The following is a 26,085-nucleotide window of genomic DNA, read 5'->3' as shown; positions in this document are numbered from 1 at the left end:
ATTTTGTTGATGAATATTCTTCTCTCGCGGGCACAAAGCGTGATTGATGGGATCGCTCATCGACTAGGTGGTCTGGTCCGTTGTAAATCCGGAATAGCCTTGACGGAGTTTGCAATAGCGTTTCCTTTGCTACTGATACTTGCCACTTCAGGCCTTGAACTCATCAACTATGCTCTGACGGTCAAGAAGATAGGCGAAATCTCCGGAATGGTGGCGGACAATGCATCGCGCATGGGCTCTCAAAGCGCTATCAATAACAAGCCGGTCAGCGAGGCAGAAATTAATGACGTTTTTATCGGTGCCGACTTACAGGCGTCTGAACTAGGCCTCGGCCAAAATGGTAAGATCGTGCTTTCCAGCCTGCAGACCAACCCCGATGGTGGTCAGACCATCAAATGGCAACGGTGCTTTGGCGGCGATGCATATCACTCCGCTTATGGGCCACAAGGCACGGGGGCTACGGGTACGAGCTTTGCGGGCATGGGGCCGACGGGTGACGAGATCAAGGCAGCTGCGGGAACTGCTGTGATGGTGGTGGAAATCCATTATACCTACAAGCGCTTGATGCCGATTGTTTCTTTACCACTTCACGATATTACAGAGCTTTCAGCCTTTAATGTTCGTGACAGTCGCGATATTACCCAAGTTTATAATAGCGAAAACGTGACGCCTTCAACCTGCACCTGACTCTGCGTCCTTCCCGGCATAACGGCGTGTGAAAGTGGGCGCTGAGCGCTAAGACTGTACAGGCTGCGCTTTGGGCTATGGGTTCGCGTCAAGGTCGACATTTAGTTCACGTGGCCAGTAGCGAAGCGGGCGGCACGCCGCGATGAACGTGCGGGCGTCGTCGATCTTGCCGAGCGGCAGACAGGCCTCGTCCAGATCGCTGGCGATGCCAGCCTTGGCGAAGATCGCCTCTGCCTCGGCGCTGATCCCTATGAATTTGCAATGGGCAAAAGCGTCGGTGACGAAATCCTTGGCTGCCGCGTCGAGCGACAGCAGCGCTGCCCCCTCGGCGGACACGATGATGGCGACTGCATCGAACAGCACCGACGGCCCACCGTCAATCTTGTGCTTGGCAGCTGCCCGCGTCCCATCGGACAGGGTTACCCCGCCGATCTTCGGGGCGATGATCTCGAACATGGCGCCTTCTGCATCCACTGCATCGATCAGCGCCTTGAGCAATTTTGCGTCCGCTCCGTCGCTCAGCAGGATGCCCAGCTTTCGACCGCGAAAACTACCCGGACCGTTTTTGACGATGCTGAGCTTGTCGGAAGGCGGCAGGTCCGTGATAGGCTTGCGTGCGGCCACGGCCGGATCGGGCAGAGGCAGGCCAAGGCCATCGGACACCTTCACCGCCAGTGTCTCGTCGACATTGAGCAGGTGGGACACCGTCCTCGACCGAATGTCGGGACGTTCGACCTTGGACAGTTCGAAGACGAGCGCATCGGCAATATGTTTCTGTTCGACAGGGGTCTGGCTGATAAAGAATTGCCGCGCCTGGCTGTAATGGTCGGCGAAACTTTCCGATCGCGCGCGCTGCTTGGGGCCGTCCGCAGTTTCAGCAAAGCTGCTGAATCCACGAACTGGGTTTTCGCGCGGCCCGCCTTGTGTGGGCCCCCAGCTGTTGGGCTCATAGTTCACGCGTCCCTTCGGATTACGCATGGCCATGTGGCCATCCTGCTGGAAATGGGCCATCGGGCATTTGGGCGCGTTGATCGGAATATGCGTGAAGTTTGGTCCGCCCAGACGCTTGATCTGGGTGTCGAGATAGGAAAAGTTGCGTCCTTGCAGCAGCGGGTCGTTGGAAAAATCGATGCCGGGCGGGACGTTTTGAGTGCAAAAAGCGACTTGCTCCGTCTCGGCAAAGAAATTGTCGACGACCCGGTCGAGCACCAGCCGACCGATCACCCGGATGGGCACCAGTTCTTCCGGTATGATTTTCGTAGCGTCGAGAATATCGAAGTCGAAGCTGTCGGCGAAGGCATCGTCGAACAGTTGAACGCCCAATTCCCATTCGGGAAAATCGCCGGCGTTGATCGCGTCCCAGAGGTCGCGGCGATGAAAGTCGGGGTCAGCGCCATTGATCTTGACCGCCTCGTTCCAGACCACCGACTGCAGGCCCTGCTTGGGCTTCCAATGGAATTTAACGAAGGTGGACCGGCCCTCCGCATCGAGCAGCCGGAAAGTATGAACGCCAAAGCCCTCCATCGTGCGGAAGGACCGCGGAATTGCCCGATCCGACATGGCCCACATAATCATGTGGAAACTTTCGGGCGTCAGGCTGATAAAGTCCCAGAAATTGTCATGAGCGGTTTGCGCTTGAGGGAAGTTGCGATCCGGCTCGGGCTTGGCCGCATGAACCAGGTCGGGGAATTTCATCGCATCCTGAATGAAAAAGACAGGGATGTTGTTGCCCACCAGGTCCCAATTGCCCTCCTGCGTGTAGATCTTGACCGCGAAGCCGCGCACGTCGCGTGCGAGATCGAATGATCCCTTCGAACCGGCCACCGTCGAAAAGCGGACGAAGGCAGGCGTACGCTCCCCAACGCGCTGAAAAATGTCGGCCCGGCTGACATCGGCCAGGCTGTCGGTCAGTTCGAAGAAGCCGTGCGCACCGTAGCCCCGCGCATGAACGACCCGTTCGGGGATGCGCTCATGGTCGAAATGGAAGATCTTCTCCCGAAAATGGAAGTCTTCCAGCAGCGTTGGCCCGCGTGTTCCTTGCTTCAAACTGTTCTGGTCATCTGCGACCGGGATACCCTGCTGCGTGGTGAGCGTCGCTACGTCGCTCCCTGCAGTCTGATGCGTTTCGCCACCTTCGGACTGTTTCTCGGCATAGGAGAGGGAGATGGCGGCGTCAGCGGGGACGGGTGCCGCTTTTTGTGGCGACTCTCCACCCAGATCGGCGCCCGCGAGACCCGAGGGTGTCAGCTTCCCAGCCGATTTGGGAGATGCTTTCGAGGAGGCTTTGGACGGTGCAGACTTCTTCGCCATGACGGCTCCTTGTCAATCGTGGAGATGGTGAGCCGACGAGACACAGCAGCCGGCCGCACATATCCCGACATGAACCCGGAAGACTGGTCGGAGTTGCCGACCGTGAAAAATTAAGAGAGACGTCCTGGTCACTCGCGTCCGAAGCGTCGGAGCATAACGCCGGGAGGAAAGCCAAAGCCGCTGAAGAGTTCTCCGCTGACAAACTCATGGCCTTGTGTCAGGTCGCTGACAGCCCAAGACTGTTCGGACAGCCATGTTTCCCCCAGCCCGACATCGGCGACGAACGGATAGGAAATGGCAACAGCGGCTCCGATCGGAGCTTCGCGATGCGGCCCAACGGCCGTTGAGGATGCGAAGCCGGGCAGGAGCGGGATTTCCGGTACGCGCAGAGGCATAGCGCGCGGTTGTGTGGAAAGCCGACATGGAGGATCGGCGCAACCGGCGGACCAATCGGCAAACTTGGGTATACAAAAATTGGGGAAGTGGACGGTCGACAGCTGGAATGGAGAAGTTGGCGGTTGAACGACCATAAAGGGTCGAAGCTGATCGCGCCATGCCACCTTTCCCGCGGGGTCGAAGACTGCCGCCGCATAGCAGTGGTGGACATAGCCCAGCTCCGCGATGCCGAAAGCCTGTAGCCCCGTTGCGGACGGTTAAGTTGTCGGTGGCGTCACCCTTTCGCCCGCACCACGCAGCGGAAGCCGACATGGCTGGTCGATGAATCGATTGCCTGCGCATGTCTCGCCGCCGGGCGGTAGCGCTGGCAGTAATTGGATGCGCAAAGGTGCGAACCGCCTTTCACGACCTTTCGCGGGATCGCATTCACTGCGTCCATGCTCTCGCGCCGCGTCGGACCGCGTGGATTTGCGGGTATGCAGCAGCTACCGCGCGCCTTGCTTTCAATCTTTGGCTGGGCATACCAGTCGATGGTCCATTCCCAGACATTGCCGATCATGTCGTAAAGGCCAAAACCGTTCGCCGGATAGCTGCGGACGGGGGAAGTCCTTTCCCATCCATCGTCCAGAGTATTCGCGAATGGAAAAGCGCCCTGCCAATAATTGGCCAGCATCGCTCCGTCGGGCGCCAGTTGATGGCCCCAGGCATAATCCTGCCCGTCCAGCCCACCGCGCGCCGCATATTCCCATTCGGCCTCGGTCGGCAGCGATTTGCCCGCCCATTTCGCATAGGCACGCACATCCTCTAATGCGACATGCACAACGGGGTGATCCTCCAGCCCGTCCAGATTGCTGTCAGGCCCATGCGGATGCCGCCAGTCCACGCCGAACGCGAAGTCCCACCACTGGCTGGGATCGTGCAGGTCAGCCGGCCCGGACGTACGGTGGAACAGCAAAGATCCCGGCCGCGCCATGTCGATTGGCATGCCCGGATAGTCTTTGGGATCAGGCGCGATTTCAGCCAGCGTCTTGTGGTTCGTGGCGTCGACGAAACGGGCGAATTCGCGATTGGTGACAGGAGTCTCGTCGATCCAGAAGCCATCGACGCGCACGGGCCGCACCGGCGCTTCTTCGGGGTAGAAATTCTCAGACCCCATCGCGAACACGCCCCCTTCCACCCAGCGCATGCCGCTGGTGTCAGTTCGACCGGTCCGCGATGATTGGCTCGCCTTTCTTGTAAACTGACGCATCGATGCTCCGGATTCAATCTGCTTGCGCGATCGCCTTTTGCTTATTGCCTGCGCGCAGCCCATTCAGGAACAGCCTGGCGCACTCTCTGGCGTAAATGTCCCGATCTGCTTCCGACGACGGCGCCATGGCGGTGAAGAAGCGCACGGCGAAGGTCGCAAGCGTGTAAAAGATGCGCGTGGCCGACTGGCTGGGGCGGGGCAGGCCCAGCGCTTCCAGTTGCTGCTCCAGCGCATCGCCCAGGCGGCGCACCCGCCCTTCATAGAATAGCTGGGCGAGGTCGGGGATGAAATCGGCTTCCACGATCAGCAGCCGGTGCATGCGGATATTTGCCGGTTCCAGATGACGGTCCAGCGCCTGACGCGCCAGAGCGACAAGCGCGATTTCCGGGTCCGTACCTTCGGGCAGCAGTTCGAACGGCTGCTGATTGGCTGCGAAAATTTCGCGCTGAACGATGTAGCGCAGCAGATTTTCCTTGTTGCCGAACTGCCGGTAGATGGTCGCCTTGCTGACCCTTACCGCCGCCGAGATGCGGTCGATGCTGGCGCGGCGATAGCCATATTCCAGAAATTCCCTGGTGGCTGCATCCAGCAGCGCCAACAGCTTTTCCGCAGGCAGCCGCAGCGCGGTGACGCCTTCGCGGACAGGCGGCTCGATCGGCGTGGAGGGGGCCTTGTCCCCGGCCGCGTCCTGCACGCTGCGATATCCGTCCAGGAACATCCGCACGGCCTGATCCACGATGCGCTTCTGCGCGGCCTTGCCCGGCAACGCCTTGCCCAGAAAATAGCGCGCGCCTTCCACCGCCACGCCGCCGAAGCGGATAGCCATGGCGAGTGGATCGCACGGCACGATCACCGCGCCCTCGATCAACGCTTCAAGGTAAAAGGCGAGAGGTTGAGACGCTGCCAGTCGCCTTTCGTGCAATTCCGCCGCCAATTCCGGCACATGGTTCGCCGCTTCGATATTGGCGCGGAACAGTCCGAAATTCACCGGTTCGGCGAAACCTTCGAACAGGCGCATGGCGTACCGGGTCAGCGTGTCCTCGGCATCCATGCCGTTGTCGATATTGGTCATGCTGAGCCACGCGCCGTTCAACTTGTTGCGGACGGCGGCCTCGAACAGGGCGAGCTTGTTGGGATAAAGCTCATAAATGCTTTGCTTGCTCATGTGCGCGACGGCGGCAATCCTGTCGACGCTCGCGCGTTCGAAGCCCTCGGACAGAAAGACTTCGCCGGCTGCGTCAAGGATTTGCGTCCTGCCGTCGCGCTCGGCGCTATCGGGATGAAGAGTGATTTCGACCATGCGGGATCATCTTAACGGCGGGAAAGGGCGCGACGTCAACGGGCAAAGCCGAAAAGCGGCTCCTGACGCCTGCGGTCGCGCGGGACTGCAGGCGTCAGAGGCTCGCCGTTCAGGGCGCTTCACCGCCAGCGCCCGGCTTGCCCACGGCGATGTCCACCTTCCTGATCCGGCCGGCGAAATGCTCGCCGACCGCATAGTCGGAAGTGACCGGCGTGTCGGCGTCAAAGCCGATGTCCAGCGTGTCGCTCATCTCCGGCAGTTTGGAAATGGTGCGCGCGATGCGGCCCCGTCCGATAATGTCGCCATTGGCGCTGATCGTCATCTCGCCCCCGGCATTCGCGCCGCCATCATAGCGGAAGTCGAAGACAACCCGCTTTTGCCCCGCCGCAAGCGGTTGCGCCGCCGCCACCTGCGACTGGTCGCCAGCCAGCTGCGATGCCGCCATCAGGGCAATGGGGCGACCGTCCTTCAGATAGAAGCTCCAACCGCCGAATTTGCTGCCCAGCGCCACGAGCGCGCCGGTTGCAGGTTCATTCGGCACGTCGATATCGGCCGTGATGCGGAAGCTGCGCGCCAACAACGGCGCGGCGCTGACCGAGGGGATGCTGATGCCCGCCCCCCAATAGCTGTAGGTCGATCGATGCGGCCGCTGGCTCTCCGCTGCCTGGAACCGCGCGAGCGTCAGCCGGTCGTCAAGCGGGAGAACCTGGTTCCGTTCCGCCTCCTTCTGGAAAAGCGCCTGCATTTCCTTCAGCTTCGCGCCCTGGCTCGCCGCGAGATCATGCGCCTGAGAGAAGTCCTTGCGCAGATCATACAGCTCCCACTTATATTGGTTCGGCAGGACCGAGCCGTCGCCGCGCTGCCACGGCAGATTGATGGGCGTGCTGCTCGCCAGCCAACCTTGATGGTAGATGGCGTGATTGCCCATCATCTCGAAATATTGAGTGTCGTGCCGCTCGGGCGCTTTGGGCGCGGCGAAGCTATAGGCGAAACTGACGCCGTCGATCCGCTGCTGATCCACGCCATTGACGACATCAGGCGTCTTCAGACCGGCGACTTCCAATATCGTCGGCATCACATCGGTCACATGCGTGAATTGCGACCGGATTCCGCGCGCCTTGATATGATCGGGCCAGGACACGACCAGCCCGTTGCGGGTGCCGCCAAGATGAGAGGCATATTGCTTGAACCAGCGGAACGGCGCGTCCGTCGCCCAGGCCCAGCCATAACCCCAGTTGGCGACGGCATCTGGACTGCCGATCTTGTCGAGATTGGCGAGCAGCAGCCTATCATCCTCCTGCATGGCGTTGGCGAAGGCGGACATGGGGTTTGAACTGCCATTTTCTCCCCCTTCGGCGGCAGCGCCATTGTCGCCTTCGATGAACATCACCAGCGTGTTGTTGCTTTCCCCCATGCGATCGAGTTCATCAAGGACACGGCCGATCTGCGCATCCTGATAAGCGAGCATCGCCGCATAGACCTCCATGAAGCGCGCGTTGATCCGACGCTGGTCGGGGGTCAGTTCGCTCCACGCCTTCAGGCCGTCGGGCCGCGCGGTGTCCTGCGTGGCGGAGGGTATGATGCCGAGCCGCTTCTGGCGGCGGACTGTTTCCGCCCGCACGGCGTCCCATCCCTTGTCGAACTGGCCCTTGAACTTCGCGATCCAGTCCGCCGGGGCCTGAAGCGGCGCGTGCGCTGAGCCCGTCGCATAATAGAGGAAGAAGGGCTTGTCTGGCGCGGACGCCTTCTGATTGTGGATCCATTGGATCGCTTCGTCGGCGAGCGCCTTGTCCAGCACCCCTTCCTTCAGCGTGGGTATGGGCGTGATGCCGCGATACAGGGCCGGGGTGAACTGGTTGGTCTCCGCCGACATGAAGCCGTAGAAATGTTCAAAGCCAAGCCCTGTTGGCCACATGTCGAACGGCCCTGCTGGCGACACATCAGCTTCCGGCGCATTATGATGCTTGCCTACCATGGCGGTATTATAGCCATTCTGCCGCAGCACCTCGGCCACCGTCGCCGCGCTTTTGGGCAATATGTTGGTATAGCCGGGGAAGCCCGTGGACAGATTGGCGACGATGCCATTGCCCACCGCATGATGGTTACGCCCCGTCAATAGAGAGGCGCGCGTTGGTGAACACATCGCAGTGGTATGAAAGCGGTTATAGACAAGACCGCGCGCCGCCAGTCGATCCAGATTGGGCGTCGGGATCGGCCCGCCAAAGGTGGATGCCGCGCCGAAGCCCACATCGTCCGTCAGGATCAGCAGTACGTTGGGCGCTCCGGCGGGCGCGGTAACGGGCTTGGGAAAGGCGGGAGTGGAATCGGCATAGGTCTGCCCGATCTTCCCCGCGAACGGAGCAGCCGGGGCCGGCAATACCGTTTGCGCGGCAAGCGGCGACGCGCTTGCAAGCAAAGCTGCGGCAAGCATTTTTCTCATTTCAGAAATACCTCGATCTTGCGGACTTCGCCGTTGAATGAATGGCCGTTCGGGTAGTCGATCACCGTCGCCCCCGTGTCGTCGCCAATGTCGAAGGTCTCGCCGAGCCCGGCGGGGATCAGGAAGGTCCGCTCGATCCGCCCGCGCGCGACTTCGCTGCCGTTGACGCTGATGCGCATCAGCCCGCCGCGCCCGAAGCCGCCGCCATCATAGTCGAACGCATAGCTGATTTTGGCCGGACCCGCCGGGATCGGTGTGGCCGCCGCGACGTCCCATTGATGGCTTGGCTGCTGCGTCAACGCCACGTGCGCTGCTGGTTTCCCATCCTTCAGGTAAAAGCTCCAGCCGCCGAACTTGCTGCCCTGCGCGACCAGCGGGCCGTTGCCGCCGCCCGAGGGCATGTCGATATCGGCGACGATCTCGAACGAACGCCCGCGGATCATGGGGGCCGCGCCTTCAGCTACGCTGATCCCCTTGCCCCAATAGGTGAAGCTCTTGCGGCGCGGCGCGAAGGCGATCTTCGAAGCGGAGGAACGGTCGAGCGATTGCCGCCCATCGAGCGGGAACACGTTGTTCTTTTGCGCCTCTGCCGTCCAGAGCGCCTGCAACTCCTTCAGCTTCTCCGGATAGCGCGCCGCCAGATCGCGGGACTGCGCATAGTCCTTGTTCAGGTCATAAAGTTCCCATTTATAATCGAGGGGAGAACTGAGAACTTCGCCCATCTTCCATGGCATGCGGGCGGGCGTGGTGCTGGCCATCCAGCCCTTGTGATAGATGGCCCGCGTGCCGATCATCTCGAAATATTGGGTATCATGCCGCTCCGCAGCCTTGGGCGCATCGAAGCTATAGGCAAAGCTGACGCCGTCGATCCGCTGCTGCGCGATGCCATTGACGCTCTCGGGCGCCTTGATCCCCGCCACTTCCAAAATCGTTGGCATCACATCATTCACATGGGTGAATTGCGAGCGGATGCCCCGCGCCTTGATATGATCGGGCCAGGACACGACCATGCCGTTGCGTGTTCCACCAAGGTGAGAGGCGATCTGCTTCATCCATGGGAAGGGCCCATTGGTCGCCCAGGCCCAGCCGACCGGAAAATGACCGTAACTGTCCTTGCCGCCTAGCTTGTCGATCATGCTGTTGAGCCAGGCCATGTCCTCCGTCGCGCCGTTGGCGAAGGTGCCCAGCTCATTGGTACTGCCCGCCATTCCGCCTTCGGATGACGCGCCATTGTCGCCTTCGATGAACATGACGAGCGTGTTGCCGCTCTCGCCCATGCGGTCCAACTCGTCCAGCAGGCGGCCGATCTGCGCGTCCTGGTAGGCGAGCATGCCTGCATAGACTTCCATCATCCGCGCATAGACGCGCTTTTGGTCGGCGTTCAGCCTGTCCCAGGCGGGAATATCACCGATGCGCGGCGTGGCCTTGGTGCCTGGCGGAGCGATCTTCATCGCGATCTGCCGCTTCAGGGTTTCGGCGCGAACCGCGTCCCATCCCTGGTCGAATTGGCCCCTGAACTTCGCGATCCAGTCGGCTGGCGCCTGATGCGGGGCGTGCGCCGTGCCGGGAGCATAATAGAGGAAGAAGGGCTTGTCGGGCGCCACCGCCTTTTGTGCGTGGACATAGCCGATCGCCTCGTCCGCCAGATCACGGTCTAGGATGTAGGTCGGGTCCTTGTCATATTTCTGCTCGGCGGGCGCATTGCCGCGATAGAGCTTGGGCGTCCATTGTTCCGTGTCGCCGCCCAGGAAGCCGTAAAACTGCTCGAAGCCTAGCCCCGTCGGCCATTGATCGAAGGGGCCTGCGATGGAGCCCTCCTGCGCCGGGATATTATGATGCTTGCCGAACATCGCCGTGTTGTAGCCATTCTGGCGCAGCACCTCGGCGACCGTGGCTGCGCTGCGGGGGATCATCGACCAATAGCCGGGATATCCCGTGGCGATATCGCTGACCACGGCATTGCCCACCGCATGATGGTTACGTCCCGTCAACAGAGAGGCGCGCGTCGGTGAACACATGGCCGTCGTGTGAAAGCGGTTATAGACCAGGCCGCGCGCCGCCAGCTGGTCGAGATTGGGTGTAGGTATCGGCCCGCCAAAGGTGGATGCCGCGCCAAAGCCCACATCGTCTGTCAGGATCAGCAGAACATTGGGTGCTCCCGCAGGCGCGGTCACCGGCTTGGGGAAGGCCGCGACCGAATCGGCATAGGTCTGCCCGATCTTGCCCGCAAATGGTTCGGGTGCGCGTGGTAGCACGGTTTGCGCCGCTATAGGCGCTGCACTAGCCAGCAGAACCGCCAGAAATCCCGCGCCAACTCTCATTTCCGAACGTCTTGGCATCGCTCATCCACTCCATCCTGTTTTGTGTCTTGTACGGAATAGTTTCGTACAGTACAAGCGAGCAAACGACAAAATGAACGATAGGAGAGTATATGACCCGCGGGGTTTCGACCTGCTGCGCCGATCGACGGCGCATTCGACAATTGCCGCATGCGCCGGGAGTGTCGATCTGATGCGCATCCTGACAGCCCTGCTGCTGGCCGGCGCAGCCACCCCTGCGCTCGCTCATGCGCCAGACCTGAACGTGCCCTTTTCCGCGCCGTCCAATTACACCGCGCATGCCCGCCTGTTTCAGGAGCGCGTTACGCATGTAAGAAAGACGCCGGTCTGGCAGATCGAATTTCAGGGCATGAACATCGTCGTCGTCGAAGGCAGCGACGGGCTGATCCTCCTTGACACCGGCATGAACCGCGATGTCGCGACCGCCGCCCTTGCAAAGATAAGGGCGCAGATCTCGACCAAGCCGATCAAGGCGATCATCTACACGCACCATCATCCCGATCATGTGAATGGAGCAGGGGTCTTCGCAACCCCGGCCGACGTCGCCAGCGGCAAGGTGCCGATCTACGCCGCCTCCAATTTCCTGAAAGAATTGTCGGATGAAGGCGTTGCGACGCTGCCGATCGTCGCCACCCGCGCCGCTTATATGTTCGGCTTCAGCCTGACCGGGAAGGAGGCTGAGGATTTCCATGTCGGCTGCTGTGGCCGCTTGGGCGCGGCTGGAAAGAATGAGTCGGCCTATATCCCGCCAACGCAGTTCGTCGATGTGGACGGCGCGCGCGACATCGAAATCGCTGGGGTTAAGCTGCACCTGTTCCATACCGGCGGGGAGGCTGCCTCGCATATCGCGGCATGGCTCCCCGATTATCAGGTGCTGATTTCGGGCGACGAGGTGCAGGGGCCGACTTTCCCCAACCTCCATTCGATGCGCGGCACCAAGATGCGCGACGCCAACCGCTGGATCGAGGCGCTGCGCCGGATGGAGCGCTATGACGCGGCCTGGATGGTGCCGATGCATGGGCCGGTCGTGGAGGGCGCGCCGCAGATCAAGGCTCTGCTGACCCGCTATGAGGATGCGATCCAATATACGCATGACCAGACGATCCGCCTGATCAACAAGGGCGTCACGGAGGATGAACTACCCGATGCATTGGGACCGTTGCCGCAATGGCTGCGTTCGGAACCCTATACGACCGAATATTATGGCACCGTCGCCGATGCCGCGCGCAGCTATTATGTCGGCTATATCAGCTGGTTCTCCGGCGATGCGACCGATCTTGCGCCCACGCCGCGTGTGGAGCGCGCGCGGCGGGAGGTGGCGTTGATGGGCGGGCGAGGGCCGGTCCTTGCCGCTGCTAACCGCACCTTTGAACAGGGCGACGCGCAATGGGCGGCGGAGCTTGCCACGCTGCTGATCGCCATCGACCATCAGGATATGGACGCGCGCCGCCTGAAGGCCGCTGCTTTCCGCAAGCTGGGCTACGCCACCTATAACAGCAACCGGCGCGGCTTTTACCTGATGGGGGCGCTCGAACTGGAAGGAAAACTGCAGCAGGCGGGCCTCACCGCGCGCTACATGAACCCGGACAATATCCGCAAGATGCCGGTGGCGCTGATGCTCGAACAGATCCGCTACAAGGTCGATCCGAAGCGGGCCGGGGCTGGCGACCATGCCGTCGCCTTGGCCATCGCTGGAGAAAGCGACCCATGGCTTCTCGAACTGCGTAACAGCACCTTGAAGTTTCGGCGGGGCCAGGCGGGGACCATGCCCGTCGTGAATCTGGAGCGCACTGCGCTGGGAGATCTAGTCTCCAGCAGCCAGTCCGTCGACGCGTTGGTGAAAACAGGCGCAATCTTCGGCGCAGGGTCGTCCGCGCTCGGGCAGATATTCGCCGCGCTCGACCTCACCGTCACCCCGATAAATCTCGTCATGCGCTAACTAGTACGAAACAACTTCGTACAAAAGGGAGGAACTATCATGAACAACGCTATTTCACGTCACGCCCTGGCGCTGTGCCTTTTCGCCTGCGCCTCACCCGCGCTCGCCCAGGAAGAGGATGGCGGGGGCATCCAGGAGATCGTCGTCACCGCCCAAAAGCGATCTGAATCCCTTCAGAAAACGCCCATATCGATGATGGCCATGACCGGCGCCGACATTGAAAAGAAGGGCATTGCCGACATCACCGACCTGCGCACGCTGGTCCCCAGCCTTGCCGTGACTCCCCATCCGAACAGCGCGACAACGGCTCGCGTTTTCATTCGCGGGATCGGCAATAATGACGACCAGATCACCGTGGACCCCAGCGTCGCAGTCTATCTGGACGGCATCTACATCGCCCGCAACCAGGGCCTCTCTGCCGAAGTTGCGGAGGTCGAGCGGATTGAAGTGCTGCGCGGGCCGCAGGGTTCGCTCTATGGCCGCAACGCGACGGGCGGCGCGATCAACTACATTACTCGCGCGCCTGAACTGGGCGAGTTTTCCGCGAAGCAAACCCTCGCCGTCGGCAACTACAACCAGTTTCGGTCGCGCACCCGCGTAAACATCCCGGTGGGTGACAAGCTGGCGGTCGAACTGGGCTATCTGCACAGCCAGAAGGATGGCTTTGTCGATAATCCGGGCACCGGCGTCGACCGCTGGGGCGATCAGCGCCGCGACGCCTATCGCGCGGCCATTCTGTTCCAGCCGACCGATGCTCTGCAACTGCGCTACACCTATGACCGTTCCGACATCAACGACACACCCGTCTTCATGGCCGCGGCGCCCTTCTACCCGCGTAAGGCCGGCCGGCCAACGGCGGGGTCGCCCTTTGTGCGCAACCTCATGCCGAACGATGCCACGTCTCAAGGTCATAACCTCACCATCAGCTGGGAAGTGGCTGACGACGTCACCTTGAAATCGCTCACCGGCTATCGGAAGCTCTCCAGCGTCACCAATCAGAATTATCTGACCGGCGTCGTCGGCCCATTCCCGTTGATCCTGACTGGCTTTGATCAGCAGCAGGATCAATGGAGCGAGGAAGTGCAACTTGTCGGCTCCGCTCTCGATCGCCGGCTGGATTATGTTCTTGGCGCTTATTATTTCGACGAAAATGGCGAAAGCACCGATTATTCGGCGATAACGGGCCGTCCCCGCGTGGATCGCGTCGCGACGATTCACAACCGCGCCTATGCCCTCTACGGCCAGGCGACCTTGCGTCCCGCCTTCGTGGAAGGCTTGTACCTGACCGGTGGCCTGCGCTGGTCGCGTGACGAGCGTGAAGCAACGCTGGATCAGACGATCGTTCCCGCGACGGGCGCGCCGACCGTGCTACCTCATGGCGAGGGCAAGAATCATTTCTCCAACCTCAGCCCCAGCTTGGTCATCGGCTCTAACGCTACCCCCAACCTCAACATCTACGCCAAATATGCGCGTGGCTATAAGACCGGCGGTTACAATATCCGCGCCAGCAGCGTCACGCGCTTCAATGAAGGCTTCGGTCCCGAAATGCTGGACTCCTTCGAACTCGGCGTAAAAGCGAGCTGGCTCGACAATCATCTCCAGACAAACCTCGCCCTGTTCCGGTCGAACTACAAGGATATCCAAACCAATATCCAGTCGGACCCGACCAATGTAGCGATCACCGATGTGTTCAACGCAGGCAAGGCCCGGATACAGGGTTTCGAACTGGACCTGATCGCCAAGCCGGCCGATGCGCTGACGCTTTCAGTCAACTATGCCTATCTGGACGCCAAGTTCCAGCAGATCCTCGATCAAACAGGCAACGACATCACGTCTCGCTATACTTTTGTCGAAGCGCCAAAACATACGCTGACGACTTCGCTGGAATATCGCTTCCCCGATACGCCCATCGGCGTCCTCACGGCGAATGTCGACTATTTCCTCAAAAGCAAGGTTTCGACGTCCACAGCCGATCCGCGTTATGTGATCGGAGACTATGGACTGCTCAACGCCCGCCTCACCCTTTCCGATATTCCGGTGGGCTTCGGCAACTGGCGTCTGTCGGCCTTTGGGAAGAATTTGACCGACAAGGAATATTATATCGCCCATTTCAACGGCGGCCTGCCAAGCGCGATCTTCGGCGATCCGCGCACTTATGGGCTTGAACTTACGTTTGAGTATTGAACGATGCCGCGGTGTCGAGACTGATTTTTTGGCTCGGCACCCGCAATCGTCGGATTATCGCTTCGGTCGATACTGCCACAAGCACTCAGATGATCAGGTGTCCGGCACCCAGCACCAGGTGTGACCTGATAACATTTGACGCAAGTTATTTCTCTTTTACGCCGAACTCGCCGAACTCGCCGAACTCGCCGAACTCGCCGAACTCGCCTAGATCGCCGCCGAACGCAGCCGCGATGGTTGGCGATGGTCGCCACGGGAACTGCAGTCTTCAAGAGGGGAGGGTGAGAGCCTATTTGCTCGTAAGCCAGTGCGATCGTGCCACAAGTGAATTGCACTGAAACCGTCTAAGCATCGAACGCGTGTAAGAGGTCCCTTGATGGGCCATCATCATGAAGGGACGGCGCAAGGTTGCTGCCGGTAGCAGCTCGTAAACATGCAGGCTGCAAGTTTTAACAGCCTACGAGGCGGTTTCTGCTTCCGCTAACCGCGGAACTTCCGACCTTTTGCCACGATTTTCCAAGGAGGATCTGTGCTACATCTTCGTTCCTTTGTCGCTGCGGCGAAGCCCAAGCCCTTGATCACGGTGTCAAATTTCTGTTGTTAGGGCAGGCGGCGCGCACCGCCTCAAGCGACGAGCGCGGCGTGTGGAGCGATCGTTCGCCCGACCTTCGCCGATCCACGCAATGTCGTCCGGTGCACGACCCGGATGACGTCCAGCGGATGTCCTTCGGCGCGATGCATCAGCCGGTAATTGTCCCATAGGATGATGTCACCCTCGGCCCAATCATGTTCGTAGATGAACCGCGGTTGGCATAGCTGGCCGATCAGAGTCTGGAGCAGTTCATCACTTTCCGCCTGATCCATGCCAACAATGGCTTGCAGGTTCAGCGGGCAGATATTCATGATCGTGCGGCCGGTTTGCGGATGCTTCCAGACGAGCGGCCTTGCCTGTGGCGGATAATCGGGAAAGTTCATCTTCATTTCGCCGACGCGCGTGCCATTTTCATTGCCGAAGCGAACGCGGCTGAGGTCGGTGCAAAATTCGAAGCGTACTTCGAGGCCCTCAATACGGCGCTTGAGCGACTCATCGAGCGCGTCATAGGCCGCTGCGGTGTCGAGCCAGGCGGTGCGTCCGCCGATCGTCGCCTTCTCCACCATGTTGAGCAGTGCCCCAGCATTGGGCACTTCCTGAAAGGCAAGATCAGTATGCCAGGGTATCCGGCCATAGGTCGGCACGCCGTCAAACGCATAGACCGGCCCGCGCGGCCCACCCTTGTTGGTGAGGAGGATCAATTCGGGATGTTCGGGCAGGCGCAGGTCGGGAACGGGATGCGGTTCCAGTTCGCCAAAGCACCGGCTGAGGTTGAGCAGAAGTTCAGGCGCGACGCCGACGCCCCGGAACAACAGAACGCCTTCTTCCCGCCACAGCGCAACAAGTTGCCGGGCTGTATCCTCATCGATCGCTCCGGAAGCATCTACACCGATGACTTCCAACCCGATCGCGCCGAGCTTCCTTGTTTCGATCATTGCAAACACCTCTTCTGATTCAGCCTGATCCCGTTTTTGCGACTGCCTGATGCAGGCCGGTGACCGCCGAACTGTTGTGATGGCGCTATTCTCAATCGACGCTTCACGACTGTCATCATGCAAATGAATGATCGGCACGACGGCGCGAAAAACGGCATGAAGACTGGCGATCATCCGTTTGGATGAAGGCGGGTACGCTCTCTGTTGTTAACATCAGTGGATAGGACAAGCAGCATGATCGCGCCGCAAAGACGGCGACGGCGAGGAGCAATGAAATGAGCGGCTTCGATATATTGATACGCAATGGCCTGGTGGTCGATGGCACGGGCAACGAAGCCCGGCGGGCCGATGTCGGCATCATCGGTGACCGCATCGCTGCGGTGGGCATGAATCTGGGCGATGCTGTCGAAGAGATTGACGCCACGGACATGATCGTGACGCCCGGCTTCGTCGATATTCATACCCATTATGATGGCCAGGTGACGTGGGATTCCCGGCTGCGCCCATCGACCGAGCATGGGGTGACCACCGTGCTGATGGGCAATTGCGGCGTCGGCTTTGCCCCGTGCCGCGCGGAGCAGCGCGAGGGGCTCGTCCGGCTGATGGAGGGCGTGGAGGATATTCCGAACCCCGTGCTGACCGAGGGCCTGCCCTGGAATTGGGAGACATTCCCCGAATATCTCGACAGCATTGGCGACAAGGCATTCGACGCGGATGTCGCCGCGCTTATCCCGCACGCAGCGCTGCGCGTCTATGTGATGGGCAAGCGGGGCGAAGCGCGCGAGCCAGCTACGGCGGAGGACCGCTCCCGCATGGCCGCGCTGGTGAAGGAGGGTATCGCGGCGGGCGCGATGGGCATCGGCACATCCCGCACGATGTTCCACCGTTCGATCGACGGCAATCTCATTCCCACGCTGACAGCTGGGGAAGCCGAGCTCCAGGCGCTGGCGGACGCCATGACGGCGGCGGGTGGCGGCACCTTCCAGTTCGTCAGCGATTTCGCCGATGAAGAGGCGGAATTCGACATGCTGACCCGCATTGCCGAAAAATCGGGTCGGCCGATCACTTTTCCCGTCAGCGGCACGGCGCAAGACCCGGAACGCAGCAGGTTGATGTCGCGCATCAGCGCCGCCAACGCAGCCGGTTGTCGCATCGGCGTACAGGTTCTGGGCCGGGCGACGGGCGCGGTAATGGGGCACCAACTCACCCTGCACCCCTTCTGTACCAGCCCTACCTACCGATCGCTCGCCAAGCTGCCCTTCGAAGCCAAGATAGCGGAGCTGCGGCGGCCGGAGGTGAGGGCCGCGATCCTCTCGGACCCGCTGACTCCCGATCCGGGCAATGCCTTGACCAACTTCGTCCATGACTTTGGCCGTATCTTCCCGCTTGCCGACACGCCGAATTACGAACCATCGCTGGATGAAAGCATGGCGGGGCGGGCAGAGGCGATGGGCATCACGCCCGCCGAGCTTGCCTACGACATGCTGTTGGAGCGGGATGGCAAGCGGCAACTGTACCTCACCATCTCCAACTATGCCGAAGGCAATCTGGATGGGATGGGGAAGATATTGATGCACCCTGACGCGGTGATGGGGTTGGGCGACGGGGGCGCGCATTATGGCGCGATCTGCGACGCGAGCTACTCGACGCACCTGCTGACCCACTGGGTGCGGGACCGCGCCTACGGGCGTGTGCCGCTGGAGCGCGCGGTCGTTGCGCTGACGCGCGGCCCGGCCTCGCTCATCGGCCTCAACGATCGCGGCGTGCTTGCGCCCGGATACCGGGCGGACATCAACGTCATCGATCTGAAATCGCTTCGCCTGCACGCGCCAGAGGTGACGTTCGATCTTCCGGCGGGGGGACGGCGGCTGACGCAGCGGGCCGATGGCTATCATGTCACCATGCTGGCGGGCGAGATCGTGCTGCGCGATGGACAGCCCACCGGCGTGCTGCCGGGCCGCCTCGTGCGCGGTGGCCGTGCTAAGCCTGACTTAGGCTGAGGTCGCGGCCGAGTTCAGCAGTGCCCGGATCAGGTCACTTTGGCGATTGATGCCGGTCTTGAGGAAGATGCTTTGCAGCTGCGACCGCACGGTGTTGCGGCTGATGCCGAGCTCCATCGCCGCTTCCTCAAGGCTCGCCCCCTTGGCTAGTTTGCTTGCGAGCAGCGCCTCGGCAGCGCTGAGGCCAAAGAGGCGGGCGAGTGTTTCTGCTGGCCAGGCAGCCTGCGCTGCCGGGTCACGCAGGACCAGGATGGCCGTCCGCCGGTTGGGCTGGCGTAGCGGGAAATAGCCGGGACCTGGCCGGACGATGATCGTCAGCGGCAAGTCATGGTCGCGGCGGGAAAAGGCCATGGGCACATAATTCTGCAAATCGGGTTCGGGCGCCTGGGCCAGCGCGCAACGCCTGATTTCGGCAAGCAGCGCGCGGGTTTCCTCTCCGCTTTCAGCTTGCAACCGGCCGCCCACGACACGCAAGCCGCCGCCGGTCGCAAGCAGATGTTCCGCCACATCATTGGCCAGCATCAACTCCGCATCACTGCTTACGAGCGCAGCGCCGATGCGGCTGGTGTTGAGCGCAAGATCACTCAACATGCCGCGCCGCGCCAGATCCATGATGCGGTAGTAAATCTGCAAGCTGCGGCGCAAAGGTTCCGACAGGGACGCAAGCAGCTGTTCCTGCGGCGCGGAAAGGGGCGCGCTTTCACTCTGCCGCCACAATATGATCGTTGCACTTCGCTTCTGACTATCGGCGACGGGCAGGAGCGTGACATGTGCACCGCCCAGGGCCGCGAGCCGGTGCACGCCGCTGTTCGGTTCCAGCGTTGTGGCGGCAAAGAACGCCTCAATCTCCGCTGCCACCGCGTCATCTGAATAGGCGCCGACAGCGACCTCAGCGCCGGATGCGCCCACCATTACCGCTGCATGTTCACAGCCGAAAACTTCACGCGCAGCATGCGTGAAGCTGACCCAGGCGGGGACCTCCGACGCACTAGCGTATAGCGCGTTCAGCAGCGTTTCGCGGGACTGCAATGTGCCAGCATCGGCAACTGGGAGGCGGCTGTTCGAGATAGCTTTGGCCTATGGGATCGGAGACCGGCTGATCCAAGGTTTAGCATCCTCATCATCCGGTGCAAGGGTAGGCGCGCGACAGGCTAGCCCGATTGTTCGAGAGCAGCTTTGGCGAGTCCCTCGTCGCTAATGGTCCATCCTGTGATCGACCAGTCACAGCTAATCACGGCCCAGGCGACGTTGGCAATGTGGACTTCCACACTTTGCAAAGCACATCAGATTAATGACCAGCGGCACTGTTGCCTGCGTTGCGAGCGGCGGAACGAGCCTGACCGCCAGCGAGTGGCCAGTTTCGGGGTGCTCAGCATGGACAAGCGGACAGTCCGCACCGGAGCAGCGAAATTTTTCTCCTAAACGGCAAAGAAGGGTCGAGTTTCCCATCACCATCACGACCGCGCTCGGCAAGACTTGCCCTCATATTCGAAATGATGTCGGCTGTATGCTCGACCATTCCACCGCAACACAGGGAAGCAAAAGCCCGGCCCGCCGACCAGCAGATCTGGATAGCCGGAAGCCCCCTTGGTGCGCAGGAACTTGGGTATGCCCAGAGACTCGATCAGGGTCTTCCCGCGTCTTCCAGGACCTCCACGATCAGCATGCGAACGGTCAGTTCGTCACCAATCACAAGCACTGTTTCGCCAGCACCGACCTCAGGAATTTCGTCCTGCATCTCGGCGACATCATCGACGAACTCACCCAAGAAGCGCGGAAGGTACAGGCACATTGTGGTGCCATCCCCGGGTTCGCTGTACACCCGAACCTGCCCGCCAGACTGCGGCACGAAGCCGTGGGTAATGGAAAGACCCAAGCCTGTGCCCTGGCCGATTGGCTTGGTCGTAAAGAAGGGATCGAAGATGCGAGCGGCGATGTCTTTTGGAATTCCAGTACCAGTATCCGTGACGCAGGCCGAGATACGTCGCTTACCTGGCGTTGGTAACAAGAGGTTTGGGATTGTCGGCGGATCGCGGAAGCATGTTTGGGGTTCGGCCTCGAGCGAACCAGAAGGACCAGAGGGTCAAACTTCCCAACAGCGTGAGAGCCAGACCGGCGAAGGTCATCACCAGCCGATAGGCCAAACCACCCACTTTAGCCGCGTGTAGTGGATAGAGCATATTATAGATTTTCACGACTACAGGCAGACGCGATGCGTCTCGCGCCGCGATCAGCCGGCCGCTGTCCGCCGCAAACCACAGGGTCGTGCGGCCGTTGGGTAGCCATTCTTCCGGCTTCTTCATGCGCAGGGTGATAAGGCCGCTCTTTTTGCGAGGCAGCGACAGGCTGCGCAGCTCCGCGTCGGGGAATCGCGCATGCGCCGTGGCGATCATTGCGCGCCAGTCGAGGTTTGAGCCTAGCGGTACAGCAGTGGCCTTGGGTGGCTTCAGGCTGGCATCGATCTGCGCGGGCGCGGAGGGGCCAAGGATCAGCGCCGCCATGGGACGGAAAACCAATATGGAGCCCGTCAGAAACGCCAATACCAGCAAGGGCGCAGCAATCACGCCCAGATCGCGATGCTGGCGCACGATTGCGGGGCGGCTGAGCCGCCTGGGGAAAAGGCGAAATTCGAAGGTCTTGCGCGTCCGGATCCACAGGATGAGGCCCGATACCACGAAGAACATCCCCAGCAGCGCGGCGATGCCGATGACCGTCTCGCCCACGTCGCCAGCGAAGAGATGGTGATGGAGGTCGAACAGCCAAAGTTCCGGCCGCTCCCACTGGTTGTCCCAGCGCGTCACCAAATCCCCTGTCTGAGTGACATATGCGCCCGAATCGTCCGCGAAACGTAGTCGGTCGAGGCCGAAATTCGGCCCGGCAAAGCTTATCATCTCCGGTCGGTGGGCGGGATCGGCCATGACCCGCTCGACCGTCCGGGCGATGGCCGCGCCGTCCTGCACCAGTACATCGGATGCATGGGGGAGCATCACCCAGGCATCCTTGTGCACTAGCAGCGCGCCCGACAGTCCCAGCACCGCCAGTACCAGTCCGATCAGCCCACCGATCCAACGGTGCAGGATGTCGAGGATCTTCAAAAATTATAATCCCAGCTCAGCGTGAGGCTGCGCCCGCGTCCCGCGAAATAAGCGAGATTGTCGGACGGCAGCCGCGTGTCACTGCTGTAATCGATGTAGAATTTATCGAACAGGTTCTGCACACTCAACCGGACGCCGCCGAAACCGGTCTGGTAACGAATGCTGGCATCGGTAACGGCGTAGCCGCCGAAGTTGTTGCGCGGATCGGGCTGCGTCACACCAGCGTCGGCATGGAAGCTGCGCGAGAGATAATATTGCGTCTGGAGGATCGCTGAAACTGGACCACGATTAAAGGTCGCGGACAGGTTTACGCGATCAGGTGAGATATTGACGCCGTCCAGATCGGTATCGACCGCACCATCGGCATTGCTGTCATAGCGGCCCTCGATATGGGCATAGCCGATGCCGAGCTTCAGGCCCGAGATCGGTGTTTGGCTGCGCAGATTGACCTCAATCCCTTCGATCTCGATGCGCTGCCGCTGGACGTCGAAATTGCGGCCGGTGCCAGGTACGAGCAATTGGCCCTTATCGCTGGATGACCAGAAATAGGTGGCTGACCCGTCGAACGGTCCGCGCTTCACTTCAACACCGATCTCGCGATTGTTGGAGACGATTGGTTCGATCGCAAGATAGCTGTCGATGTCGATGCCGGTCAGATTGATCGAGCGCGTGATCCGCCCGACATCAGGTGCTGTGTAGCCCTCGGCATAGCTGGCGTAGGCGCGGATTCCGTCCCACGGTTCGAGGATGACACCGCCATTCAGCAGCAGGTCGTCGAACTTGGGCTTTCCGCCCGCGACATCGACGCCGCCCCAATAGCGCTGAGCCAGCGGAAGCGTTTGGGTGGTCTGGGCCAGGGTGTGGAAATCATCGATCTTGATCTGCACATTTTCCCAGCGCGCGCCGCCCGCGATGCGGACCAGTCCGTCGAACAGCTTGAGGTTGGTCTGCACGAAGGGTGCGAGACTGCGGAACTCGGCGGGCGGCACCCAGGCGCGGTTGGTAGCGATCAATTGCTGCTGGGTCTTGTCCCACAGCGCATCGAAGCCGAGGGTAGCGGTCAGAGCCTCTAATCCCGGCACGGCGCGCTCATAGCTGAACTTGGCGCCCATTTTGCGGGAGCGGTTCTGCGACTGATCGAACAGATCGCCGACCGGCGCGATGCTCGGGTCCTGGAAGGAGGCGATATATTTGCCGGTGGCATCGCGGTTTTCGCCGCCAAAGGTATCGCGGGAGCGGTTGAAGAAAAGCTGGCTGATGAAATTGCCGCCCCAAAGCGCGCTGTCGGTGTAGGACAAGGCGATGCTTTCGGTGCGGTTGGCCGCTGGATCGCCGGGAGAAGCCCCGCGTGTGGCGCTGGTCGGCAAGCCCACCGGGCGGTTGCCGAGGACCGCAATGTAATCGCCGTCGCTCTTCAGCTCGAAGCGACTGGCGATGAGGTCGATGCGGCCGGTCGCTGATACGGCATAGCCCAACCGCGCGAAGAAATTCGTCGCCTGCGAATCCTGCGTTTCGCCCTGCGTCAGGTTTAGGCCGACGCGGCGGTCCTGCCCGTCATAGAAGACGCCACGCTTTTCGTAGGTCGCGCCGACTGTCGCGTCGAAATCGCCCGCCTTATACTGGAACAGGCCGCCCGCTTTGCCGCCCATGCCGTTGGAGTGGAACCTGTTGTCCGCCGACCCTTGCAGCAGCACCCGGCTGCTGAGGCCTTCCTGTTTGGGCGCGCCGACGGTGACCTGATTGACGATACCGCCGGTGCCGCCAATCCCCTGCAGCGCGTTGGAGCCGTAGATCAGCTCGACGCGATCCACGAAGAAACCGTCGATGGTGAAGCCATCGCGCCCGCCGTCGCGTAGCGGCGTCGATTGCGGGATGCCGTTGATCGCGTAAAGCGGCGATCGACCGCGCAATGTCTCGCCCGCGCCAGACAGCTTCTGGCGCGTGGGGGAGAAGGAAGGAGTGAGCGTCGCCACAGCATCGGTGACCGAACCGGAAATGGCGATCTGCTGGTCGAGCATTTCTTTATCGATCACGTCGATCGTCAGCGGCAGGGCGTTGACAGGCAGGATGCTGCGCGCGGCGGTGACGATAATCGGGGCAGCCGCCTCGCCGTCCGACCCGGCTGGCGATTGCGCGAATGCCGAGCCCGTGATCACAAGCGCACAGGTTGTCAGAAGAGCGTGAATGGTCTTTTGCATCGAGTTCCCCGTTTTCCTGGCGCTCGCTACTGAATGTTTGATACTAATGCAAGTCAGTCGCATCTAGTGAGATAGGTTGGGCGCGATGCGCCGATCCGTGCGCGATGCTTGATATGCGTCAGCGAACTCTGAATATTTATGCCGACTCAAATCATATTTGTATGTCATTGTTTGTCGCGATGACGGCGGCATCCCGTTAAAGCCCGGCGGCCGAGCGGCGGATTCCGAGAGAGGACGATATGGCGGTTACCATCACTGCGTTCGACTGGGTGCCCGATTTCGCGAAAGGGCAAGTCCGCGACCTGCGTGTACGGTGGGCGCTGGAGGAAGTCGGCGAGGAATATCATGTCCGCTATCTGCGCCAGGGCGAACAGAAGGAAGCCGGGCACCGCAGACGTCAACCTTATGGACAGGTTCCGACCCTGGAGGAGGGTGACCTCACGCTGTTCGAGAGCGGCGCGATCGTCCACCACATTGCGAGCACACGTGATGGCCTTTTTCCCGCCGACGCCGCCGGCCGAGCCCGGGCAACGGAATGGATGTTTGCTGCGCTCAATACGGTCGAGCCGTTGATCATGGACCTGTCCATCATCGACCTGTTCGAAGCCGACAAACCCTGGTCCAGGCCGCGCCGCCCGGCCGTCGAGACCCGCATCCGGGAGCGGTTGCAGGAAACCGCTGACCGACTGGGCGATGAAGAATGGTTTGACTGGGCTTTCACGGCAGGCGACCTGATGATGATCTCGGTGCTTCGTATTATCGAGCATGATCCGCTGCTGACCGAACAGGCAAGGCTGGTGGATTATGTGAAGCGCGGCACGGCGCGCCCGGCGTTTCAGCGAGCGCTCGCGAGCCAGTTGGAGGGCTTCACCGGCTCTCCCCCTGCGGCCTATGACGAATGAAGGGAAAATATGAAAAACATGCCGGACCAATCGGCATGACCCGACCTGTACTCACCGCCTACAATTGGGCGCCCGACGAAGGGCGCGGCCTTGTACGCGACATGCGGGTCCGCTGGGCTTTGGAGGAAGTCGGCCAGCCCTATGACGTGCGCTATCTGAACTGGGGTGAGCAAAAGGATCCGGAGCATCGTGCCCGCAACCCGTTCGGACAGGTGCCCGCCTATGAAGAGGGCGACGTCGTTCAATTCGAATCTGGTGCAATCGTTCTGCACATCGCGCAGCGCTGGCCGGGCCTGCTGCCCGACGATCCGGCCGATCGGGCAGGCGCGATTGACTGGATTTTCGCAGCGCTCAATACCGTCGAGCCAGTAGTATGGGATCAGGTGATCGCTCGCATTATAGACGCGAAGCAAAGCTGGGCTGAAGATCGCTGGCCAAGCGTGCTGCAACGGTTGAAGGTGCGTCTTGGCGAACTCGCTGCCGCGCTGGGTGATTGGGACTGGCTGGATGGCGATTTTAGCGCGGGCGATCTGCTCATGGTTCAGGTCCTGCGTCATGTCGATGGCGCGATCCTCGCAGATTATCCTACGCTCGGCGCCTATGTCGCGCGGGGCATGGCACGCCCGGCATTCAAGCGAGCGCTGGATGCCCTGCAAGCGGGCCAGACCGGCAAGAAACCAGCCGATTGGCCGCATTGATCATCTACAAGGTGCCAGTGACAGGCGGTCCTGACGAAACTTGCCTGTTTAACTTATCATCGCGGAATGAGGGGCGACTTTCCTGTGAGGGAGGCCGAGATTTTATCACGGTGGGCGTTCAACATCGGAAGCCTCCTGCTACCTAAACGGGATAGCTGACCGTCTGCATCCGGGATGTAAAATTTGGCTTCCGAACGGCCGTAAAGCGTTGCCACCCGACTAATCGTTTTTACGAGACGCGGCTCGTTGGAGGGCGGCTTTTGGCACCAGCGCGAAATCGACCTGAACTGAAACGGTGCTCGCTGTCTACCCCGGCATGAGCGGAACCGTTGAGGCGTTAGCTGCGGATTGCTCAACAGTGACAGGTGGCGGCGCGACGGGTACGGCGCCGGGCAAGTAACGATTGCCTTGCGTCCCGCCGGCATCGCGAATGGTGAGAACGCGGGCGATCGTCATGCCCGCTGCATCGGCGTAGGCCTGCGCCCGCGCATGGGCTGCCTCTTACGCCGCTGTGTAGGCTGAGTTGGCTGCCTTTTCCGGGTCCGCGGGGCGCAGGTCGGGACCGCTCGGGATGTTGGCTCCAGCAGCCGTAGCCGCCGTGATGGCAGTGGAGGCGCGATCCACATCCCGAACCGTGACATTGATGACGTTACTCGCCTGATACTGACCCTTGCGATCGCCCCAATCAATTCGCTGCACGTTCAGAGATCGGGTTTGAATGTCCTTCTCCACGATGCCCGCCTGGGCGAGAGCATCCACGATCGTCGCGATCATCTGCCGGTTCGCAGCGCTGCAAGCAGGAGCGACCCGGCGATCATCGC

General features: G+C 61.1%; 17 protein-coding genes and 1 pseudogene. 6 read left to right on the top strand and 12 right to left on the bottom strand.

What is annotated here, in order from left to right; all coding sequences use genetic code 11:
* Window positions 1-9: 9 nt before the first annotated feature.
* Window positions 10-687, top strand: a complete 678-nt coding sequence (locus ACZ5ZH_RS06815; RefSeq protein WP_464770982.1) for a TadE/TadG family type IV pilus assembly protein — start codon at window positions 10-12, stop codon at window positions 685-687.
* A gap of 75 nt (window positions 688-762) precedes the next feature.
* Here ACZ5ZH_RS06815 and katE read toward each other — a convergent pair whose 3' ends face one another.
* The 6 genes from katE to ACZ5ZH_RS06785 form a co-directional block, all read right to left on the bottom strand.
* Entirely contained in the window at window positions 763-2,997 is a 2,235-nt protein-coding gene (gene katE, locus ACZ5ZH_RS06810; RefSeq protein WP_464770981.1) for a catalase, read from the bottom strand.
* 128 nt (window positions 2,998-3,125) lie between these two features.
* Window positions 3,126-3,392: a hypothetical protein gene (locus ACZ5ZH_RS06805; protein WP_460986156.1), complete on the bottom strand. Its 267-nt coding sequence runs from the start codon at window positions 3,390-3,392 to the stop codon at window positions 3,126-3,128.
* 275 nt (window positions 3,393-3,667) lie between these two features.
* A complete protein-coding gene (locus tag ACZ5ZH_RS06800; protein ID WP_460986155.1) occupies window positions 3,668-4,579 on the bottom strand; it encodes a formylglycine-generating enzyme family protein in 912 nt (303 codons plus the stop codon).
* Between the two features lie 76 nt (window positions 4,580-4,655).
* On the bottom strand, window positions 4,656-5,942 hold the full coding sequence (locus ACZ5ZH_RS06795) for a TetR/AcrR family transcriptional regulator (RefSeq protein WP_460986154.1): 1,287 nt from the start codon (window positions 5,940-5,942) through the stop codon (window positions 4,656-4,658).
* 109 nt (window positions 5,943-6,051) lie between these two features.
* Window positions 6,052-8,373, bottom strand: coding sequence for an arylsulfatase (locus ACZ5ZH_RS06790; protein WP_464775157.1), 2,322 nt, complete (start codon window positions 8,371-8,373; stop codon window positions 6,052-6,054).
* Window positions 8,374-8,378: 5 nt separating this feature from the next.
* A complete protein-coding gene (locus ACZ5ZH_RS06785) occupies window positions 8,379-10,721 on the bottom strand; it encodes an arylsulfatase (RefSeq protein WP_464770980.1) in 2,343 nt (780 codons plus the stop codon).
* Between the two features lie 73 nt (window positions 10,722-10,794).
* Between ACZ5ZH_RS06785 and ACZ5ZH_RS06780 the strand changes: the two genes are divergently transcribed.
* Together ACZ5ZH_RS06780 and ACZ5ZH_RS06775 are read left to right on the top strand one after the other, a co-directional pair.
* Complete coding sequence (locus ACZ5ZH_RS06780) at window positions 10,795-12,660, top strand: alkyl sulfatase dimerization domain-containing protein (RefSeq protein ID WP_464775156.1); 1,866 nt, start codon at window positions 10,795-10,797, stop codon at window positions 12,658-12,660.
* 39 nt (window positions 12,661-12,699) lie between these two features.
* The gene (locus ACZ5ZH_RS06775; RefSeq protein ID WP_464770978.1) at window positions 12,700-14,844 is read left to right on the top strand and encodes a TonB-dependent receptor; all 2,145 of its coding nucleotides are present in this window, start codon (window positions 12,700-12,702) and stop codon (window positions 14,842-14,844) included.
* A 624-nt stretch (window positions 14,845-15,468) separates the two neighbouring features.
* Here the strand turns inward: ACZ5ZH_RS06775 and ACZ5ZH_RS06770 are convergent.
* Entirely contained in the window at window positions 15,469-16,371 is a 903-nt protein-coding gene (locus tag ACZ5ZH_RS06770) for a TauD/TfdA dioxygenase family protein (protein WP_464770977.1), read from the bottom strand.
* Between the two features lie 275 nt (window positions 16,372-16,646).
* Here ACZ5ZH_RS06770 and ACZ5ZH_RS06765 point away from each other — a divergent pair, with 275 nt between their 5' ends.
* Window positions 16,647-18,371: an N-acyl-D-amino-acid deacylase family protein gene (locus tag ACZ5ZH_RS06765; protein WP_464770976.1), complete on the top strand. Its 1,725-nt coding sequence runs from the start codon at window positions 16,647-16,649 to the stop codon at window positions 18,369-18,371.
* Here the strand turns inward: ACZ5ZH_RS06765 and ACZ5ZH_RS06760 are convergent.
* From ACZ5ZH_RS06760 to ACZ5ZH_RS06745, 4 genes are all read right to left on the bottom strand, one after another.
* On the bottom strand, window positions 18,363-19,400 hold the full coding sequence (locus ACZ5ZH_RS06760; protein ID WP_464770975.1) for a helix-turn-helix transcriptional regulator: 1,038 nt from the start codon (window positions 19,398-19,400) through the stop codon (window positions 18,363-18,365). The genes ACZ5ZH_RS06765 and ACZ5ZH_RS06760 overlap by 9 nt on opposite strands.
* A 595-nt stretch (window positions 19,401-19,995) precedes the next feature.
* Window positions 19,996-20,379 carry an ATP-binding protein gene (locus ACZ5ZH_RS06755; protein WP_464770974.1) on the bottom strand — a complete coding sequence of 128 codons (384 nt, stop codon included), beginning with the start codon at window positions 20,377-20,379 and terminating at the stop codon, window positions 19,996-19,998.
* A complete protein-coding gene (locus tag ACZ5ZH_RS06750) occupies window positions 20,360-21,466 on the bottom strand; it encodes a PepSY-associated TM helix domain-containing protein (protein WP_464770973.1) in 1,107 nt (368 codons plus the stop codon). Before ACZ5ZH_RS06750 ends, ACZ5ZH_RS06755 begins: the two co-directional genes overlap by 20 nt.
* Window positions 21,463-23,664 (bottom strand): TonB-dependent receptor, encoded by a 2,202-nt coding sequence (locus ACZ5ZH_RS06745; RefSeq protein ID WP_464770972.1) that lies wholly within the window; start codon window positions 23,662-23,664, stop codon window positions 21,463-21,465. Before ACZ5ZH_RS06745 ends, ACZ5ZH_RS06750 begins: the two co-directional genes overlap by 4 nt.
* A 239-nt stretch (window positions 23,665-23,903) precedes the next feature.
* Here ACZ5ZH_RS06745 and ACZ5ZH_RS06740 point away from each other — a divergent pair, with 239 nt between their 5' ends.
* Both ACZ5ZH_RS06740 and ACZ5ZH_RS06735 read left to right on the top strand, forming a co-directional pair.
* Window positions 23,904-24,566: a glutathione S-transferase family protein gene (locus tag ACZ5ZH_RS06740; protein WP_464770971.1), complete on the top strand. Its 663-nt coding sequence runs from the start codon at window positions 23,904-23,906 to the stop codon at window positions 24,564-24,566.
* Between the two features lie 35 nt (window positions 24,567-24,601).
* Window positions 24,602-25,264, top strand: a complete 663-nt coding sequence (locus ACZ5ZH_RS06735) for a glutathione S-transferase family protein (RefSeq protein ID WP_464770970.1) — start codon at window positions 24,602-24,604, stop codon at window positions 25,262-25,264.
* A gap of 306 nt (window positions 25,265-25,570) precedes the next feature.
* On the opposite strand, the pseudogene ACZ5ZH_RS06730 reads toward ACZ5ZH_RS06735, so the two are convergent.
* A pseudogene (locus ACZ5ZH_RS06730) lies at window positions 25,571-26,038 on the bottom strand (SIMPL domain-containing protein).
* Between the last annotated feature and the right edge of the window lie 47 nt (window positions 26,039-26,085).

This window comes from Sphingobium sp. TomMM7A (assembly GCF_055397305.1).
This window is presented reverse-complemented; position numbering and strand designations above follow the sequence as displayed.

Coding starts and splice junctions, on each gene's coding strand:
- ACZ5ZH_RS06790 (WP_464775157.1), bottom strand. CDS start 8,373: ATGCTTGCCGCAGCTTTGCTTGCAAGCGCGTCGCCGCTTGCCGCGCAA.
- ACZ5ZH_RS06780 (WP_464775156.1), top strand. CDS start 10,795: ATGAACGATAGGAGAGTATATGACCCGCGGGGTTTCGACCTGCTGCGC.
- ACZ5ZH_RS06740 (WP_464770971.1), top strand. CDS start 23,904: ATGGCGGTTACCATCACTGCGTTCGACTGGGTGCCCGATTTCGCGAAA.
- ACZ5ZH_RS06775 (WP_464770978.1), top strand. CDS start 12,700: ATGAACAACGCTATTTCACGTCACGCCCTGGCGCTGTGCCTTTTCGCC.
- ACZ5ZH_RS06765 (WP_464770976.1), top strand. CDS start 16,647: ATGAGCGGCTTCGATATATTGATACGCAATGGCCTGGTGGTCGATGGC.
- ACZ5ZH_RS06800 (WP_460986155.1), bottom strand. CDS start 4,579: ATGCGCTGGGTGGAAGGGGGCGTGTTCGCGATGGGGTCTGAGAATTTC.
- ACZ5ZH_RS06770 (WP_464770977.1), bottom strand. CDS start 16,371: ATGATCGAAACAAGGAAGCTCGGCGCGATCGGGTTGGAAGTCATCGGT.
- katE (WP_464770981.1), bottom strand. CDS start 2,997: ATGGCGAAGAAGTCTGCACCGTCCAAAGCCTCCTCGAAAGCATCTCCC.
- ACZ5ZH_RS06735 (WP_464770970.1), top strand. CDS start 24,602: ATGACCCGACCTGTACTCACCGCCTACAATTGGGCGCCCGACGAAGGG.
- ACZ5ZH_RS06805 (WP_460986156.1), bottom strand. CDS start 3,392: ATGCCTCTGCGCGTACCGGAAATCCCGCTCCTGCCCGGCTTCGCATCC.
- ACZ5ZH_RS06815 (WP_464770982.1), top strand. CDS start 10: ATGAATATTCTTCTCTCGCGGGCACAAAGCGTGATTGATGGGATCGCT.
- ACZ5ZH_RS06785 (WP_464770980.1), bottom strand. CDS start 10,721: ATGCCAAGACGTTCGGAAATGAGAGTTGGCGCGGGATTTCTGGCGGTT.
- ACZ5ZH_RS06745 (WP_464770972.1), bottom strand. CDS start 23,664: ATGCAAAAGACCATTCACGCTCTTCTGACAACCTGTGCGCTTGTGATC.
- ACZ5ZH_RS06795 (WP_460986154.1), bottom strand. CDS start 5,942: ATGGTCGAAATCACTCTTCATCCCGATAGCGCCGAGCGCGACGGCAGG.